Source organism: Streptomyces sp. NPDC088350, from assembly GCF_044753545.1.
Classification (GTDB): Bacteria; Actinomycetota; Actinomycetes; order Streptomycetales; family Streptomycetaceae; genus Streptomyces.
Map to the genome: position 1 here is coordinate 436,276 of NZ_JBIVNL010000009.1, position 16,131 is coordinate 452,406.

Sequence of the window (16,131 nt, forward strand, 5' to 3'; positions counted from 1 at the left end):
ATGCCCGAGGAGAACGGTGTGGTGACACCGCTGTACGGAGAGCCGTTCGACAGCGGTCTCGCCCTGGCCGAGGAACATCAACTGGCCGCCGACATCACCGCCTCGGTCGCCGTCTACGAGGAGTTGCTCACCCTCGCCGAGTCCCTCGACGACTCGCCGGACGTACGGTTCCTGCGCGCGCACCTGCTGGCGAACATCGCGAGTGTCCAGCTCACGGCCACGGACCTGGCCGCGGCGGAGGACGCCAACAGCCGCTCCCGTGCCCTGCTCGACGGCATCGCGTCGGCGCCGATGGGGCCGCGCGGCCGTCAACTGTGGCTGGAGATGGTGCTGCGGACGCTGATCGCCCGAGCCGACCTGCTCCGCCGTACCGGACGTCTCGACGAGGCACTGGCCTGTCTCGACGAGGCGGCGGTCACACTGCCCGAGTTCGACGACCGCGACGGGCTGCGCGCCTCCGAACTCGGCCTGAACCGGGTGCATGTGCTCATGGACCGGGGTGAGTGGGGAGCGGCCGAGGAGCAGGCGTCGGGGCTGCTGTCCACCACGCCGGAGACAGCGGTGGAGACCATCCCCCGGCTGCTGGTCGCCCTCGGTGTGATCTGCTCGTCGACCGGGCGGTTCGACGCGGCCGAGGACTGCTTCGCCCGCGCGGAGGACCGCTTCCGGGCAATGGGTGACACCGGTCAGCAGCGGTCGCTGCTCGCGCACCGGGCGTACACCGCGATGCACCGGGGCGAACTCGACCTGGCGGAGCGGTTGTTCGCGGAGGCGTCCGCGTTCTTCGAAGAGCAGCGGTGGTTCGCCGACCTGGCGGTCTGCGAGCAGGCCCGTGCCTTTCTCGCCGGCCGGCGCGGCGACGCCGCCGGTGCGGAGGAGCTGCTCGCGGCGAGCCTGGCCCGCTTCGAACGGCTCGGCGCCTCGATCGCCGCCGCCGACACGATGCTGCTGGGCGCCCAACACGCCTACGACCGGGGCGACATCGACGAGATGAAGCGGCTGGCCCAGGCGGCGCGGGACGTGTACCAGGAGCGGGAGGTGTACGAGCGGTGCGCGCAGGTCGACCTCATGCTCGCCCGCACCCTTGAGGACAACCTGAACCGGACGGACCACGGCGACCGCGAGCGGGAGTCCGTCGACAACGCGCTCTCCCTCGCGCTGCCCTCCGCGCTGGCCCTGGAGGCGGCGCGCTTCGACTTCGCCACCGCCCACGCGCGCAGCCAGTGGCTGCGACTGGCGGACGACGCCATGCGGTTGGTCTTCCGTCTCGTGATGCGCCGGCAGGACCAGGGACTGCTCTTCGAGCTGGCCGAACACCGTTGTGCGGGCGCCTCGTTGGCCCTCCACCGCACACCGCCGAGCGGGCCGCTCGAAGACCCCGCCTCCGTCTTCCCGAACGCGGCCATGAAGTCGCACGGACACTACGAGGACACCGACGGCACGATGACGCTCGGCGGTGTGGCGGCGGAGGCCGCCGCCTCGGTCGGCCTGCGGGTCGCGCCGCCGCCGAAGGTGCGGATGTCGGCGCAGCCGGGCCCGGGCCGCGTCGCGCTCCAGGAGTACATCGCGGCGGCCGAGTTCCGTTATCACCGGCCGATCGTGCACGAGGAGGAAGTGCCGTTCTGGATCACCGACGACCTGACGAGCCGCCCGGTGGTCCAGATCCGACTGGCCGACGCCGGCGACCTGTTCATGACCTGGACCTGGGCCGGCGGGGCCCGGGGCTTCGGCACCGGTCAGGGGCCGGCCGCCGAGGTCGACCGGGCGGTCGCCGCGCTGGCCGACGCGCTGCCGGGAGCGGGCGACGGCGCGGAGGGGATGCGGCGGGCGTTCGGCACGGGGGCGTTGGCCGAGCACGGGAGCGAGCGCAGGCTGGCACGGCTGCTGGCCGAGGCTCTGTGGCCGGAGGGGCTGACGGCACAGATACGCCAGGTGTCGGAGCGGGCGGGCCGTCCACTCGTACGGATCCAGCCGTCGCCCCGGGTCGCCCAAGTCCCCTGGGAAATCCTGGCAGTCGACGACGAGGATGTCCGGCTCGTCGACCTGGCGGACGTCGTCACCACCGCACCGGCGTCACTACGGCCGCGAAACCCGGCGCCCACGACAGCACAGGGCACCGCCACCGGTCCGGTCGTGCTCGTCCTCGACCCCCGCGTCCCCGGATTCCGTGCCGACTCGCCCCTCGGCTCGGTCCTGGGCCCGCCCGGCACCGACCCGGAACTGCTCGCGCTCGTCCAGCGCCGCCTCGACGCGGGCGCCGTCATACCGTCCCTCGCCACCCCCGCGGAGGCCTTCCGCCGCACCGACCTGGACCGGGACTGGCTGAGCGGCGTACTCCGCGCGGGCGCCCGCAGGCTGCTGTACGTCGGCCACGTGAGCGGCGCGCCGGTCGAGGGCGGCCAGAGCGAGGACGGCACCCTGCACCTGAGCTGCGACGCGGGAACCGTGGGCCTGGCCGAGCCCCTCCGCACCCACCGGCCGCTGTCGGCCAAGGACCTCCTGCTGGGTTCGCTCCCCCTGCGCGCGGACGGCGAACCGGGCGCGAGCATCTGGCCCGCGCCGGCCCGGGTCGCCCTCATCGGCTGCGAGAGCGGCGGCGATCTGCGGTTCGCCGAGTCGTTCGGCCTGGCGACGGCGATGCTCCACAACGGTGCCGAATTGGTCACCGCCACCCGCTGGGTACTGCCGACCAGCTTCGCCTTCCACCGGCTGGCCCAACTGCCCGATGCGGTACGCCCGTTGACGGAGGCGATCGTCGCCGTCGACACGGCTCACGAGGACGACGACCCCGTGGGGAGCCTCAGCGCCTGGCAGCGCGAGCAGCTCGACCGCTGGCGCGCGGACGGCCGTATCGAGCACTCGCCCCTGTTGTGGGCGGCAATGACCAGCATCGTCGTGTGACGGGTCAGAGCCGCACGATGATCAGAGCGGTGTCGTCGGTGGCGCCCCCGTGCGGAAGCAGTTCGAGGAGTACGGCGTCCGCGAGGGCCTCGGGGTCGGCGTCGCGGTGGCGGACCAGGGAGTCGGCGAGGCGGGCCAGGCCCTTGTCGATGTCCTCGCGGCGGCGTTCGATCAGGCCGTCGGTGTAGAGGACAAGGGTGGAGCCTCGGGAGAAGTCGGTGGTGGCCTGCGGCCGGGGCGTCGGGTCGGGACGGGCGTCGAGCGGCGGGTCGGTGGCCCGGTCCAGGAACTCCACGCGGCCGTCGGGATGGACCAGGACGGGCGGCGGGTGTCCGGCGCTGCTGTAGGTGATGGTGTGGTGGTCGAAGTCGACGAAGGTCGTGACCACGGTGGCGGATTCGGCGCCGTCGACGACGTTGGCGTAGCGCCCCAGGACGTCCAGGGCCTGGGCGGGGCCGTCCGCGACGCGGGAGGTGGCGCTCAGGGCGCTGCGCAGCTGGCCCATGACGCCGGCGGCGGCCAGGCCGTGGCCGACGATGTCGCCGACGGAGACGCCGATGCGGTTGCCGCCGACCAGGTCGACCACGTCGTACCAGTCGCCGCACACGTTCAGGGAGCCGACCGCGGGCCGGTAGCGCACGGCGATCCGGTGGCCGGCGCCCTGGCGGCGGGTCGGCAGCATCGCCTCCTGGAGGGCGAGGGCGACCTCGCGTTCGCGGGCGTGGGCGCTGCGCAGGCGTTCGTTGACCTCCTGCAGTTCGCGGGCGCGGGTGTACAGCTCGGCCTCCAGGACGCGGGTCCGGCCGCCGCCGGAGGTGCCGCGCGCCCGGATGAGTTCGGTGACCTCCTCGACCCGGTGGACGAGGAGCACGACCTTGCCGTCCTCGTCGAGCACAGGGGCGTTCACCGGGCTCCAGTAGCGCTCCTCCCACTTCCCGGGGCATGTCGTCGACTCCACGTCGTAGCGCTGGAGGGCCATGGCGTCGCGTTCGCCCGTGGCGACGACCCGCCGGAGTGAGGTCTCCAGGTTGCGCATGCCGGTGGCGGTGGGGTCGTTCGGGTTGTCGGGGAAGACGTCGAAGAGGAATCGGCCGACGACCTGCTCGCGGGTGCGGCCGGACATGCGCAGGAACTCCTCGTTGGCGTCCGCGTACACCAGGTCGGGGGTCAGCAGGGCCACCATGCCGGGCAGCCCCTGGAACACCGCCGCGTAGTCGATCTCCGCGTCCGTCATGGCCCTGCCACCAATCGCCGCTATCACACCATTTTCCCACGATATAAGCAGACCGGTTGGACCTCAGGAGGCACTTTGTGTTCACCCGGTCACTCAGTGGCACGCGGTGGATAGGGTGCCCCGGGTGACAACGCCCTCCTCCCCCACCCGGCTGATCGTGCTGCGCGGCAACAGCGCCTCCGGCAAGAGCTCGGTGGCCACCGGTCTGCGTGAGCGCTACGGCCGCGGTGTCGCCCTGGTCCGCCAGGACGTCCTGCGCCGCGAGGTGCTGCGCGAGCGCGACATCCCCGGCGGCGCGAACATCGGCCTGATCGACCTCACCGTCCGGCACGCACTGGCGCACGGCTTCCACACCGTGCTGGAGGGTCTCCTCTACGTCGCCCATTACGGCGAGATGCTGGCCGGCCTGCTCGCCGACTTTCCCGGCCGCACGCACTGCTACTACCTCGATGTGCCGTTCGAGGAGACCCTGGTCCGGCATGCCACGAAGCCCATCGCGGACGAGGTCACCGAGCACCAACTCCGCGAGTGGTACCGGCCGTTGGACGTACTCCCCGGCGGTGTCGAGACCGTGGTCCCCGCGACCAGCCCGCTGGAGGAGACGGTCGAGCGGGTACTGCGCGAGTCCGGCCTGTGCGATGTCCTTCGGTCGGGGGCTCGCTGACCGGTCGTACGCTGTCCCCGTGATCGAGAGCGAGACTCCGGGTGCGGCGGCGGCCCGGCTCACCGGGTGCGCGGTGACCGGTGAGCGTCCGCTGTCCGGGGCGGTCACCGAAGTCGCGCTCGACGGTGGGCAGTTGGTGGTGGTCAAGGGCGCCGAGGCTCCCGGCGCGGTACGGGCCGAGGCGGCGGGGCTGCGCTGGCTCTCCGACGCCGGTACGGTCCGCGTGCCCGCCGTGCGCCGGTCGGACGAGCGCTGGCTGGTCACCGACCACGTCCGCACCGGCCCGCCGAGTGCGCGGGCGGCGGTACGGTTCGGCCGAGACCTCGCGGCTCTGCACGCCTCCGGCGCACCGGCGTTCGGCGCACCACCGCCCGGCGGTCCTACGGACGCGTACATCGGTCTCGCCCCGATGCGCAACGTGCTGGGTACCGACTGGCCCAACTGGTATGCAGGACAACGGGTGTTGCCCTATCTGCGCCGCGCGGTCGACGCTGGCACGGTACGCGCCGACGAGGCGACGGCGGTGGAACGGGTCTGCGAGCGGCTGCCCGAACTGGCCGGTCCCGCCGAGCCGGCCGCCCGGCTGCACGGTGATCTGTGGAACGGCAACGTGCTGTGGGGCTCCGACGGACACGTCTGGCTGATCGACCCGGCCGCACACGGCGGACACCGCGAGACCGACCTGGCCATGCTCCACCTCTTCGGCTGCCCGCACCTGCCCGAGGTACTGGACGGCTACCAGGAGGCCGCACCGCTCGCCCCTGGCTGGACCGACCGCATCGGCCTGCACCAGCTGTTTCCGCTACTGGTGCACGTGGTGCTGTTCGGGCGGGGTTACGCCGACCGGGCGCTGTCGGCGGCGCGGGCGGCCCTGGCCGGGTAGCGCCGGGCGAAGCCGCCCGTCACCACGGTCCAGGTCAGACGCTGCCGACCCACGTCGTGCCCTTCGGCCACGGCCTCGCCGAGCAGGCACTGTCGGTGGCGCGCGGGCCTGGCCGGGAAACCCCGGGCGAGTCCGCCCGCACGACAGTCCGGGTCAGACACTGCGACCCACGTCCTGCCGTCCGGCAGCGGCCAGGCCGCGCGGACCAGCTCAGCCGCACGGACGGCCGCGGCCGGAGGACACCGGCCGGGGCCGCCCGCCACGACAATCACGTCAGACGTGCGGTCGGCGGCCCCGCTCCTCATGCGGGAACTTCTGGTCCGCGCCCGGCAGCGTGGGCTTCGGCAGCGTTGCCACTTCCTCCTTCGCCTTCTCCAACTGCTCCGCCGTGTCGTGGGGCAGCCGGGGCGAGCGCGGGCGGGCGTCGCGGAAGCGGAACGCGGTGGTGAAGTCGCCGAAGGTCTCCCGACGCCAGTCGGTGACGTTCGGCTCCTCGACGCCGGAAGGGGTTGGCCAAGCCGTGACCGGCAACAGGCGTACGTTGCCGAGGAGTTGCCAAAGCTTGATCGCCGGATGGCTGTTACATGAGTCCGGCGGCGGCCGTCTCGTGCAGCAGGTCCAGCACGCCGCGCAGGTCCGGATGACCGGCGGTGCCCGCCCGGCTGACGGTGAACACGGTGCGGGTCACGGGCCGCAGCAGGGGATGGAGACTGAGCGGCGCGGAGGTCTCCCCGAGAGCCATGCGCGGCACGAGCGCCGCACCCGCACCGGCCCCGACCAGGGCCGTGAGCACGGCGAAGTCGCTGCTGCGGGCGCGGATGTCGGGCACGAACCCGGCGGCGCCGCAGGCCCGTTGGATCATCTCGTAGCAGGAGGTCTCCTGGCCCGGGGTCAGCCACGGCAGGTGCGCGAGCCCCGACAGATCGGCGGGCTGTCCGGCCGCGAGCCCGAGTCGGTCCGCCTCGTCGGGGTGCAGGGCGAGCAGCACCGGTTCCTCCAGGAGGACGGCCTGCTCGAAGGTGGCGGGGAAGCCGCGCGGCAGCACGGTGTAGCTGTGCACCAGCGCCAGATCTGTTTCCCGTTTGCGAAGTTCGTCGAGCGCCTCGTCGGGCTCGCGCACGGAGAGGCGTACCGAAAGATCGGGTGCGTCGGCGAGGCGCTGCCACAGGGGCGGGAGGAGGGTGCGGGCGGCGGAGGCGAAGGCGGTGACGCGTACGATGCCGCACCGGCCGCTGCGCAGGGCGGCCAGACCCGACTCGGCGGCGGCGAGTTCCGCGAGGATGATCTCGGCGTGCGCGACCAGGAGTTCACCGGCGGCGGTCAGGCGCAGGGTGCGGCCGTGCTTCTCGACGACCGGGGTGCCCGCCTCGCGTTCCAGGGCCGCCAGGTGCTGGGAGACGGCCGGTGCCGTCAGGTGCAGGGCCTCGGCGGTGGCGGCGACGGTTCCGTACGCGGCCAGGTGCTGGAGGATGCGCAGACGGCGGACGTCAAGCACGAACGGCTCCTTGGGCGAGGGGAGTTGGGCTGTCGGCCGGGTGGGCGGGCCGCCGGTTGACGAGGATCACGCCGATGATGCCGACCGCGCCGCCGGCGAGTGCGAGGGGGTGGGGTGTCTCGCCGAGCCAGAGGAAGGAGACGACGAGTGCGACCGGCGGTACGAGGTACAGGGCCGCGGTGGAGGTCGCCAGGGGCAGCCGGGCGACGGCGTAGGCCCAGATGACGAACCCGAGCGCGGAGGGCAGCAGGCCGAGGTAGACCGCCGACAGCAGGGCGCCGGCGGGCGCGTGGACGGCGGCCCGGCAGGCGGCGGGGAGCAGCGGCAGGGCGAAGAGGGTGCCCGCGGTCATGGTGTACGTGGCGACTTCGAGGCCCGTGCAGCGGCGCAGCAACGGCTTGCTCGCGAAGTGGTAGACGCCCTGGACGAGCGCGGCGACGAGTACGGCCGGCGCGGAGCCGGTGAATCCGCCGGCGCCTTCGGCGAGGCTGACGACGGCGGCACCGGCGAGCGCGACCAGGCTGCCGACGACGCTGGTGCGGCGCAGCCGCTCGTGCAGGAACAGGGTGCCGAGCAGGACGCTGAAGACGGGGGCGATCGAGATCAGCAGGCTGGCGGTGCCCGCGTCGACGTGGATCTCGCCCCAGTTGAGGAGGAGTTGGTAGGCGGTCATGCCGGTGGCTCCGCACAGCGCGATCAGGGGCAGGTCGGCGCGCCGGGGCAACCGTACGTGCGCCAGGGGCGCGACCAGCGTCAGCGCGAGGGCCGCGATCACCAACCGCAGGAACGACAGCGCGGCCACCCCCAGCCCGTCGAGGCCGACCCGGATGGCGGGGAACGCCGAGGCCCACAGCACGACCGTGCCGGCCAGGGCGAGGAAACGGGGGGACGCGATGCGCGGGACCATGCCTCCAGGCTGTTCCCCACGATTCGAAAGGTCCAGTTAGCTTTTACGACCGAACACTTAAGTCGTGCTTCTGGGTCGCAGCCGCGCGGCGATCGCGGCGACGTCGTCCTCCGCGTCCTGCACATGGAGCCGCAGCACGATGTCGTCCAGGAGACGGGAGACGCCCTGACCCGGGTGCAGGCGGAGCCGGGCCAGGCGGGCGAGGGAGGCGTCGATGTCCTCCCCGCGCCGCTCGACCAGCCCGTCGGTGAACATGACCAGGGTGTCCTCGGGGGTGAGGGCGAGCGTGGTCATCTCGTAGTCGGCGAGGCCCGTGCCGAGGGGCGGGCCGACGGGGACGGGGATCAGTTCGCCGGCGCCGTCGCGGTGGAAGACGGCGGGCGGCAGATGGCCCGCGCCGGCGAAGGCGGCCGTGCCCCGGTCCGGGTCCAGGAGGGCGAGGAGGCAGGTCGCCGGGCGGCGGTTGTGCTCCTCGGACATGGCGGTGTCCATCTGGCGCAGGATCCGGTGGGGCGGCAGATCGGTGGAGGCGACGTAGCGCAGCATCGAGCGGTAGGCGTTCATGTCGACCGCCGCGTCCAGGCCGTGCCCCATGACGTCGCCGATGACGAGGAGGGTGCGGCCGTAGTGCAGTCGTACGGCCTCGAACCAGTCGCCGCCGACGAGGGTGCCGCTGCCCGCGGGCAGGTAGCGGGTGGCCATCTCGACGTTGGGGTGGGGGCGGCTGGGCTCGGTGAGCAGGACCTGTTGCAGGTTCAGGGCGGTGGTGCGCAGCCGGTGGTGTTCGACGGCGTGGTGCAGGTGGGCGGCAGTGAGCCGGGCCGCGTAGTGCACGGCGGCGGCCTCGTCGTCGCCGAAGGGCCGGTCGGCGCGGATCGCGAGGAGCGCCCCGTAGGCCTTCCCCCAGGCCGTCAACGGCACGGAGAGGGCGGCCAGTACGCCGTGGTCGTTCGTGGTGAACGACGTGGTGATCGGACGGCCCGCGTCCAGGGCCCGGACCATGACGTCCTCGCGTGGCGCGGTGCGCAGGCTGTCCAGCAGTTCCTTGCGGCCCGCCGCCGCCATCGGGTGCAGCATGCCGTGCGGCGCCGGGCGGGCCTCGTCCTGCGCGAACAGGTCCACGGCCGCGGCGTCGCACAACTCGTCGACCAGGAACGTCGCGCACTCCGCCGCCGTCCTGCGCTCGTCGAGCGTCGACCCGACGGCGGACACGGCCCGCCGCGCGAGCGCGAACCGCTCCGCCGAGCCCTTCTCGGACCCGGTAACCCCGTCGCCGTCCACGGCGGCCCCTCTCTGCCACCCCCATCCCAACACCCGCGCGGGCGTTCGGGCGGTAGCGACCCGTGGTGGGGTGGCATCGGGTCGGAGGGTGAGGGTGCGGTCGCCGGGGACGAAACTCCGTGGCCGTGCCGTCCGAGCCGCCGATAACGTCCCCTCCGACCCCTTGATCCCCCACGCAGAGAGCGACTCCGATGACGAACCGGCGACCGACCACCACCCTCTGGCGCCCCACCGGCCCCCAGGAGCTGGACCTGGTCAGGGCGCTCGGCTGGCGTGCCTGGCCGCCCCGGCTGCCGGAGCAGCCGATCTTCTACCCGGTCCTCAACGAGGACTACGCGATCAGGATCGCGCGGGACTGGAACGTCACGCACGACGGCGCCGGTTTCGTGACGCGGTTCGAGGTGGAGTCGGGGTTCCTGGCCCGGTATCCCGTCCAGCAGGCGGGCGGCCGGACGATTCTGGAGCTGTGGGTGCCGGCCGAGGAGCTGGACGAGTTCAACTCCCACATCGTCGGCGAGATCCGCGTGGTGCACGAGTTCCGCTGAATCCCGGTCACCCGGCATGTCACGCCGTCTCCCGCGGCTACGACGCGCTGGTCACAAAACCGTCCCTGACCTTGTCGAAGACGGGACGGTAGGTGTCCCACTTCGCGTCCGGCGCCGAGAGGTAGATGTCGTACTCGCGGTCGCCCTCCCGGCCGAAGCCGAGGTCGACGGCGCGGAACACCCGGACCCGGCCCTGGAAGGTGAACTCCCATACGGCGGCGGGCTGTTCACGGAAGGTGGTCTGCTGCATGCGGAGCCTGCGATACGTGGGGTAGTTGACCTTGGTGTTGGTCTCGATGTCCGCGAAGTGCGTACTGGGGTTGGGTCCCGCCGGGTCCACGACACCGATGGTGAGCCCGGCCAGGCCCGTCTCGTCGGTGTAGGTGACCCCCTCCGCCGTCCGCTTCCCGGCCGTCCAGCCCTCCGGCACCGGGAAGGAGACACCGAGCTGCCGGTCCCGGACGAGGTGATAGCCCTCCGGCACCGGTGACGGGGAGGCGCTGGCCGTGGGCCGGCTCACCGCGTGGTCGGACGCGGACCTCGACGCCGTGTGCAGCACGAACGCCGTCGCGGCCGCGACCACGGCGACCACTCCGACAACGAGCCCCTTACGGCCCCGCCTTCGACGGCCGGCGTCCGCCGCCGGATTCGACTCCGGCCCTACGACGGTCAAGTCGGCGGCGGGCGGGGGCAGTTCGGTCGTCGAGTCCCCCCACCACGCGGCCTGAAGAGCCCGCTCCGCCTGTGCCGCCGTAGGCCGCTCGCCGGGCTCCTTGATGAGGAGTGCCTCGATGAGCGGCCCCAACGGTCCGGCCTGCTTCATGGGTTCCAAGGGGTCCACGGCGATGGCGTACGCGGTCTCCATAGCCGTGGCCCGGCGGAACGGCGGGCGTCCCTCGACGGCCTGGTGGAGCGTGGCGCCCAGGGCCCACAGGTCGGAGGCCGTTCCGGGGGTGAGCCCGCGGATCCGCTCCGGGGCCATGTAGTGGATGGAGCCGACAATCTCGCCGGTCCTGGTCAGCGTCGACGCCCCGTCCGTCATGGCGATGCCGAAGTCGGTGAGGACGATCCGGTCGCCGGTGCCGAGCAGGACGTTGCCGGGTTTGACATCGCGGTGCAGTACACCGGCGGCGTGGGCCGCGCGCAGGGCGGCGACCATGTCGAGGCCGATGCGGGCCGCCTCCTCGTGCGGGAGGGTGCGGCCGTCCTTGAGGAGTTCGGCGAGCGTGGGGCCCGGTACGTACTCCATGACGATGCAGGGGCGGCCGTCGTCGTCCACGACGTCATGGACGACGATGACGTTCGGGTGCGCGATGCGGGCGGCGCTGCGGGCCTCGCGGCGGGTGCGCTCGTACAGGGTGGCGAGTTCGTCGGCGGACAGTTCGGGGCGGGCGTGGAGTCGCTTGACGGCGACCTGGCGGCCGAGCACGTCGTCGTCGGCGCGCCAGACGGTGCCCATGCCGCCCCGGCCGATCTGCTCGGTCAGGGTGTAGCGCCCGGCGATGCGACGCCCTTCGTCCGACACGGTGTCCTCCGCCGGTTCTGTCCATGTTCGATTCGCCTGGTCACTTTAACCGCCCCTTGTCCCGGATCGTGTGGGGCGGGTCACGGCGCCCGCCTCGTCCGGAAGGCCGCTCATCCCGACGGGAGGGTGGAGAGGACCCAGTACCCCGGTACTAGTCAGGTCGGCCGCTTTCACTTCCCCGGTGCCGCGGACGCGGGGCAAGGCGCTCCTACCGTGAAGGCGTGGGTCGCGCAGGCCCTCCTCTTCCTCTCGAAACCTGGTGGGAGTACTCCGTGGCCACCTTCCTCTACCGGCTGGGCCGGTTCTCGTTCCGGCGACGACGGCTCGTCCTGATGCTGTGGATCGCCGCCCTCGCGGCCGTCGGCATCGGCGCGGCGAGTGTCTCGTCGAACACGTCCGACAGCTTCACCCTGCCCGGCACGCAGTCGCAGAAGGCGATCGACCTGCTGGGCAAGGAGTTCCCGCAGGCGTCGGCCGCCGGTGCCACCGCCCGCGTGGTGTTCGAGGCGCCAAACGGGCAGCAACTGAAGTCCGGGGCCAACAAGACCGAGGTCGAGTCGCTGATCGCCGATCTGCGGAAGGCGCCCCAGGTCGCGAACGTCAGCGATCCGTACCAGAGCGGTCTGATCAGTGCGTCCGGCACCATCACCTACGCCCAGGTCATCTACAAGGTCGGCCAGGCAGACGTCACCGGCGCCGCCCGCGACGCCCTGCACTCCGTGGCCGACCGGGGCGAGCAGGCTGGCCTCGCGGTGAGCCTGGGCGGCAACGCCGTACAGGAGAAGGCGGGTGGCGGCGCGACCGAGCTGATCGGGCTGCTGATCGCGGCCGTGGCGCTGGTCATCACGTTCGGGTCGCTGCTCGCGGCCGGGCTGCCGCTGCTGACGGCGGTCTTCGGGGTCGGGGCGGCGGTCTGCGCCATCACGGTCGCGAGCGCGTTCCTCGACCTCAGCTCGGCCGCCACCACCCTCGCACTGATGCTGGGGCTGGCGGTGGCCATCGACTACGCCCTGTTCATCGTCTCCCGGTACCGCGGCGAGATCCGGGACGGCCACGAACCGGAGGAGGCCGCGGGCCGCGCGCTGGGCACCGCCGGTTCCGCGGTGGTGTTCGCCGGTCTCACCGTCGTCATCGCGCTGGCCGGCCTGAGCATCATCGGCATCGGCATGCTGACCAGCATGGGCCTGGGCGCCGCCTTCGCGGTCGTCGTCGCCGTACTGATCGCGCTGACCCTGCTGCCCGCGATGCTGGGCTTCGCCGGGACCCGGATCATGGCCAGCCGGTTCACCAGCCGCCGGATGCGCGCCCTCCAGGAGCGCGGCGAGGGCGTCACGACGGGCGTGCGCTGGGCCCGGTTCGTGACCCGCAACCCGCTGAAGATGCTGGTCGTCTCGGTCGTCGGGCTCGGTGTCCTCGCCGTCCCCGCTCTGTCGATGCGCCTGTCCCTGCCCGACGACAGCATGTCCGCGCCGGGCACCAGTGAGCGCATCGCCTACGACACGATCACCAAGGGCTTCGGCGACGGCTACAACGGTCCGCTCACGGTGGTCGTCGACGGCCGCGGCAGCAGCGACGCCAGGACCGCCGCGCAGGACGCGGTCGCCCAGCTCGGCAAGCTGTCCGACGTCGCCGCCGTTCGCCCCGCGGTCTTCAACCAGAACGGCGACGTGGCCCTGATCTCCGTCGTGCCCAAGAGCGCCCCCACCAGCCAGGCCACCGTCGACCTGGTCTCCGAGATCCGCGACCGGGGCCCGGCGCTGAAGTCCGGCACCGGCTCCGAGCTGATGGTCACCGGCACGACCGCGCTGAACATCGACGTGTCCCACAAGCTCAGCGGCGCCCTGATCCCCTACCTCGGCGTGGTCGTCGGCCTGGCCCTGGTCCTGCTGCTCCTGGTGTTCCGCTCGATCCTGGTCCCGCTCAAGGCCGCCGCCGGCTTCCTGCTCAGCGTGGTCGCCACGCTCGGTGTGGTGGTCGCGGTGTTCCAGTGGGGCTGGCTGGCGGACCTGTTCGGCGTCGACCAGACCTCGCCGATCGTGAGCGTGCTGCCGATCTTCATGATCGGCGTGGTGTTCGGACTCGCCATGGACTACGAGGTGTTCCTGGTGACCCGGATGCGCGAGGAGTACGTCCACGGGGCCGAGCCCACGGAGGCGGTGATCGCGGGCTTCCGGCACGGGGCCCGGGTGGTCACGGCCGCCGCGGTCATCATGATCTCCGTGTTCGCCGGATTCCTCCTCGACGACGTGGCGCTGATCAAGTCGATCGGCCTGGGCCTCGCCTCCGCCGTCCTCTTCGACGCGTTCGTCGTCCGCATGACGATCGTGCCCGCGGTCATGGCCCTGCTCGGCCACCGCGCCTGGGCACTGCCCGGCCGGCTCGACCGGATACTGCCCAATGTCGACGTCGAGGGCGAACGACTGCGCCACCTGCTGGCCGAGGACCCGGACAGCGACTCCGAGGGCGCGGGCCGGGCACCCGCGTCGCCCGTCGCCACCGGCGGGAGCTGAGGCGGCGGCCGTACGATCCACACCAGGACGCCCCTTTCGACCACACCGTCCCCGCCCGCCGGCCCCCTTCCCCCCGGGGCCGGCGGGCGGCCCGCCCGCACCACGGAGGGTGTATCCCGTGAGCGCACCGCCGACGACGGCTCGGCCTTTCGAGCCCGAGCGCCTGATGGGCCGGGCCCGGCTGGGTGACTCCGAATACCGGTCGGTCGTCTGGCTGCTCACCTGGCTGACGCGGGTGAAGACCGCCGATATGGCCCATCCGCGGGTCAGGCGGTGGGGGGTGCCCGCCTGCTACGCCCTCGCCGGCATTCCGGCACTGGCACAGGCACAGGCAGCCGACAGGTCCGGCCCCGCCTTCGTGGTGATGCTGGCGCTCACGGCGGGGTTCACCGTGCCGTTGCTCTGGCGGGTGCGCCAGCCCCTGGCGGTGTTCGTCGTCCTGGCCGCCACCTCCCTGGTGTCGCGGCTCCTGGGGGTGGACTCGGGCGCGGGCGCCACACAACTGGTGGCGCTGATCAACATGGGACGCTTCGGCCCTCCCAGCCAACTGGCCGTCGCCGTCGCCTACACCCTCGGGACGGCGTTCGTGACGATCGTCTTCTTCAACGGCGCCGGGATGGCGCACGAAGCGACCAGCACACCGGTGCTGGCGTTCCTGGCCGTGGTCGCCATCCTGTCGATGGCCGCACTGGGTCTGGCCGGGAAACTGGTGAACGCCTATATCGAGGCCCTCAAGGAGCACGCCGTACGTATGGAGGTGGAGCGCGACCAGCGGGCCCGGCTGGCCGTGGCCGGTGAACGCGCCCGGGTGGCACGGGAGATGCACGACATCCTCGGTCACACCCTCGCCGTGATCGTCGGCCTCGCGGGCGGCGCCGCCGGGCTCGCGGAGGCCAAGCCGAAGCGGGGCGCGGACACGTTGCGGATCATCGCCGAGAGCGGGCGCGGCGCGCTGGCCGAACTGCGCAGGCTGCTCGCCGTCATCCACGACGACGAACCCGACGACACCCCGCTCTCGCCCCAGCCCGGACTGACCGACCTGGCCGCCCTGATGGGCCGGTTCCGGGCCGCAGGACCCGCCGCCACCCTGCACCTCAAGGGTGAACTCACCGGTCTCGCCCAGGGACTTCAGCTCGCCGTCTACCGCATCGTGCAGGAAGCCCTCACCAACACGCTCAAGCACGCGGCACCGGACACCGAGGTCGAGGTCACGGTCGCGGCCGGTCCGGAGGCGGTGACCGTCACCGTCGAGGACACCGGCCCGCGGCGGACACCCGGCACCGGTGGGCACGGCAAGGGCCTGGTCGGCATGCGCGAACGGGCCGCGCTCTACGGCGGGCAGGTCACCGCGGGCCCCAACTCCCGTGGCGGCTGGACCGTCCGCGCCCTCCTCGTCCCCACCTCGACCGCCCCCGACCTCACGGAGAAGCACCCGGCATGACCACCGTCCTCATCGTCGACGACCAGGCCCTGCAACGCCTCGGCTTCAGCATGCTCATCGAGCAGTACCCCGACCTGAGCACCGTCGGCGAGGCCACGCACGGCGTCGAGGCGGTCCGGCTGGCGGCCGAACTGCGCCCCGACGTCGTCCTGATGGACGTCCGCATGCCCGGCATGGACGGCATCGAGGCCACCCGCCGGATCGTGCGGTCGGGCGGCCGTTCCCGTGTCCTGGTCCTCACCACCTTCGACCTCGACGAGTACGCGTACGCCGCGCTGCGCGCCGGGGCCAGCGGCTTCCTCCTCAAGGACGCCCTGCCCGAGGAACTCGTCGCGGGCATCCGGGCGGTGGCCGCCGGGGACGCCGTCATCTCCCCCGGCCTGACCCGCAAACTCATCGACGCCTTCGCCGACCGGATGCCGGGCCGCACCCCCGAACAGGACCGCCGCCTCGACGCCCTCACCGACCGCGAGCGCGAGGTCCTCACCGTCATGGCGGCCGGCTGGAGCAACACCGAGATCGCCGAACGCCTCAGCCTCGCCGAGTCCACCGTCAAGTCCCACGTCAGCCGCGTCCTCGCCAAGATCGGCGCCCGCGACCGCGTCCAGGCGGTGATCTTCGCGTACGACGCCGGGCTGGTACGGCCGGCCTGAGGCAGGTCATGTCGGCCTCGCGGGGCGTGGCGGCGGAGGCGGAGGCGGAGGCGGCGAGGTGAACCGTTCGCCGGGCGGTTCCGTACGATCAC

12 protein-coding genes and 1 pseudogene are annotated in these 16,131 nt (G+C 72.5%); 7 read left to right on the top strand and 6 right to left on the bottom strand.

The annotated features are described in order from the left end of the window. On the top strand, positions 1-2,901 hold the full coding sequence (locus ACIQBL_RS32100) for a hypothetical protein (protein WP_401947749.1): 2,901 nt from the start codon (positions 1-3) through the stop codon (positions 2,899-2,901). A gap of 4 nt (positions 2,902-2,905) precedes the next feature. Here ACIQBL_RS32100 and ACIQBL_RS32105 read toward each other — a convergent pair whose 3' ends face one another. Continuing rightward, a complete protein-coding gene (locus ACIQBL_RS32105) occupies positions 2,906-4,135 on the bottom strand; it encodes a PP2C family protein-serine/threonine phosphatase (RefSeq protein WP_401947752.1) in 1,230 nt (409 codons plus the stop codon). Between the two features lie 115 nt (positions 4,136-4,250). Here ACIQBL_RS32105 and ACIQBL_RS32110 point away from each other — a divergent pair, with 115 nt between their 5' ends. Both ACIQBL_RS32110 and ACIQBL_RS32115 read left to right on the top strand, forming a co-directional pair. After that, on the top strand, positions 4,251-4,799 hold the full coding sequence (locus ACIQBL_RS32110; protein ID WP_401947755.1) for an AAA family ATPase: 549 nt from the start codon (positions 4,251-4,253) through the stop codon (positions 4,797-4,799). After that, positions 4,774-5,682, top strand: coding sequence for a fructosamine kinase family protein (locus ACIQBL_RS32115; protein WP_401947758.1), 909 nt, complete (start codon positions 4,774-4,776; stop codon positions 5,680-5,682). Before ACIQBL_RS32110 ends, ACIQBL_RS32115 begins: the two co-directional genes overlap by 26 nt. 273 nt (positions 5,683-5,955) lie before the next feature. Here the strand turns inward: ACIQBL_RS32115 and ACIQBL_RS32120 are convergent. The 4 genes and pseudogenes from ACIQBL_RS32120 to ACIQBL_RS32135 form a co-directional block, all read right to left on the bottom strand. Next, positions 5,956-6,186, bottom strand: a pseudogene (locus ACIQBL_RS32120) (phospholipase); the annotation flags it as partial. A 76-nt stretch (positions 6,187-6,262) separates the two neighbouring features. Continuing rightward, positions 6,263-7,177 (bottom strand): LysR family transcriptional regulator, encoded by a 915-nt coding sequence (locus tag ACIQBL_RS32125; RefSeq protein WP_401947761.1) that lies wholly within the window; start codon positions 7,175-7,177, stop codon positions 6,263-6,265. Next, positions 7,170-8,084, bottom strand: coding sequence for a DMT family transporter (locus ACIQBL_RS32130; protein ID WP_401947763.1), 915 nt, complete (start codon positions 8,082-8,084; stop codon positions 7,170-7,172). Before ACIQBL_RS32130 ends, ACIQBL_RS32125 begins: the two co-directional genes overlap by 8 nt. Before the next feature lie 57 nt (positions 8,085-8,141). After that, entirely contained in the window at positions 8,142-9,365 is a 1,224-nt protein-coding gene (locus tag ACIQBL_RS32135; RefSeq protein ID WP_401947766.1) for a PP2C family protein-serine/threonine phosphatase, read from the bottom strand. Positions 9,366-9,556: 191 nt separating this feature from the next. Between ACIQBL_RS32135 and ACIQBL_RS32140 the strand changes: the two genes are divergently transcribed. Further along, a complete protein-coding gene (locus ACIQBL_RS32140; protein WP_401947768.1) occupies positions 9,557-9,910 on the top strand; it encodes a hypothetical protein in 354 nt (117 codons plus the stop codon). A 37-nt stretch (positions 9,911-9,947) separates the two neighbouring features. Here ACIQBL_RS32140 and ACIQBL_RS32145 read toward each other — a convergent pair whose 3' ends face one another. Then, entirely contained in the window at positions 9,948-11,435 is a 1,488-nt protein-coding gene (locus ACIQBL_RS32145; protein ID WP_401947771.1) for a serine/threonine-protein kinase, read from the bottom strand. A 272-nt stretch (positions 11,436-11,707) separates the two neighbouring features. Between ACIQBL_RS32145 and ACIQBL_RS32150 the strand changes: the two genes are divergently transcribed. The 3 genes from ACIQBL_RS32150 to ACIQBL_RS32160 all read left to right on the top strand — a co-directional run bounded on the left by ACIQBL_RS32150 (position 11,708) and on the right by ACIQBL_RS32160 (position 16,039). Then, on the top strand, positions 11,708-13,945 hold the full coding sequence (locus ACIQBL_RS32150) for an MMPL family transporter (RefSeq protein WP_401947774.1): 2,238 nt from the start codon (positions 11,708-11,710) through the stop codon (positions 13,943-13,945). A 109-nt stretch (positions 13,946-14,054) separates the two neighbouring features. Continuing rightward, positions 14,055-15,386 carry a sensor histidine kinase gene (locus tag ACIQBL_RS32155; RefSeq protein ID WP_401947776.1) on the top strand — a complete coding sequence of 444 codons (1,332 nt, stop codon included), beginning with the start codon at positions 14,055-14,057 and terminating at the stop codon, positions 15,384-15,386. Then, positions 15,383-16,039, top strand: a complete 657-nt coding sequence (locus tag ACIQBL_RS32160; RefSeq protein WP_401947779.1) for a response regulator — start codon at positions 15,383-15,385, stop codon at positions 16,037-16,039. Before ACIQBL_RS32155 ends, ACIQBL_RS32160 begins: the two co-directional genes overlap by 4 nt. Positions 16,040-16,131 lie beyond the last annotated feature (92 nt).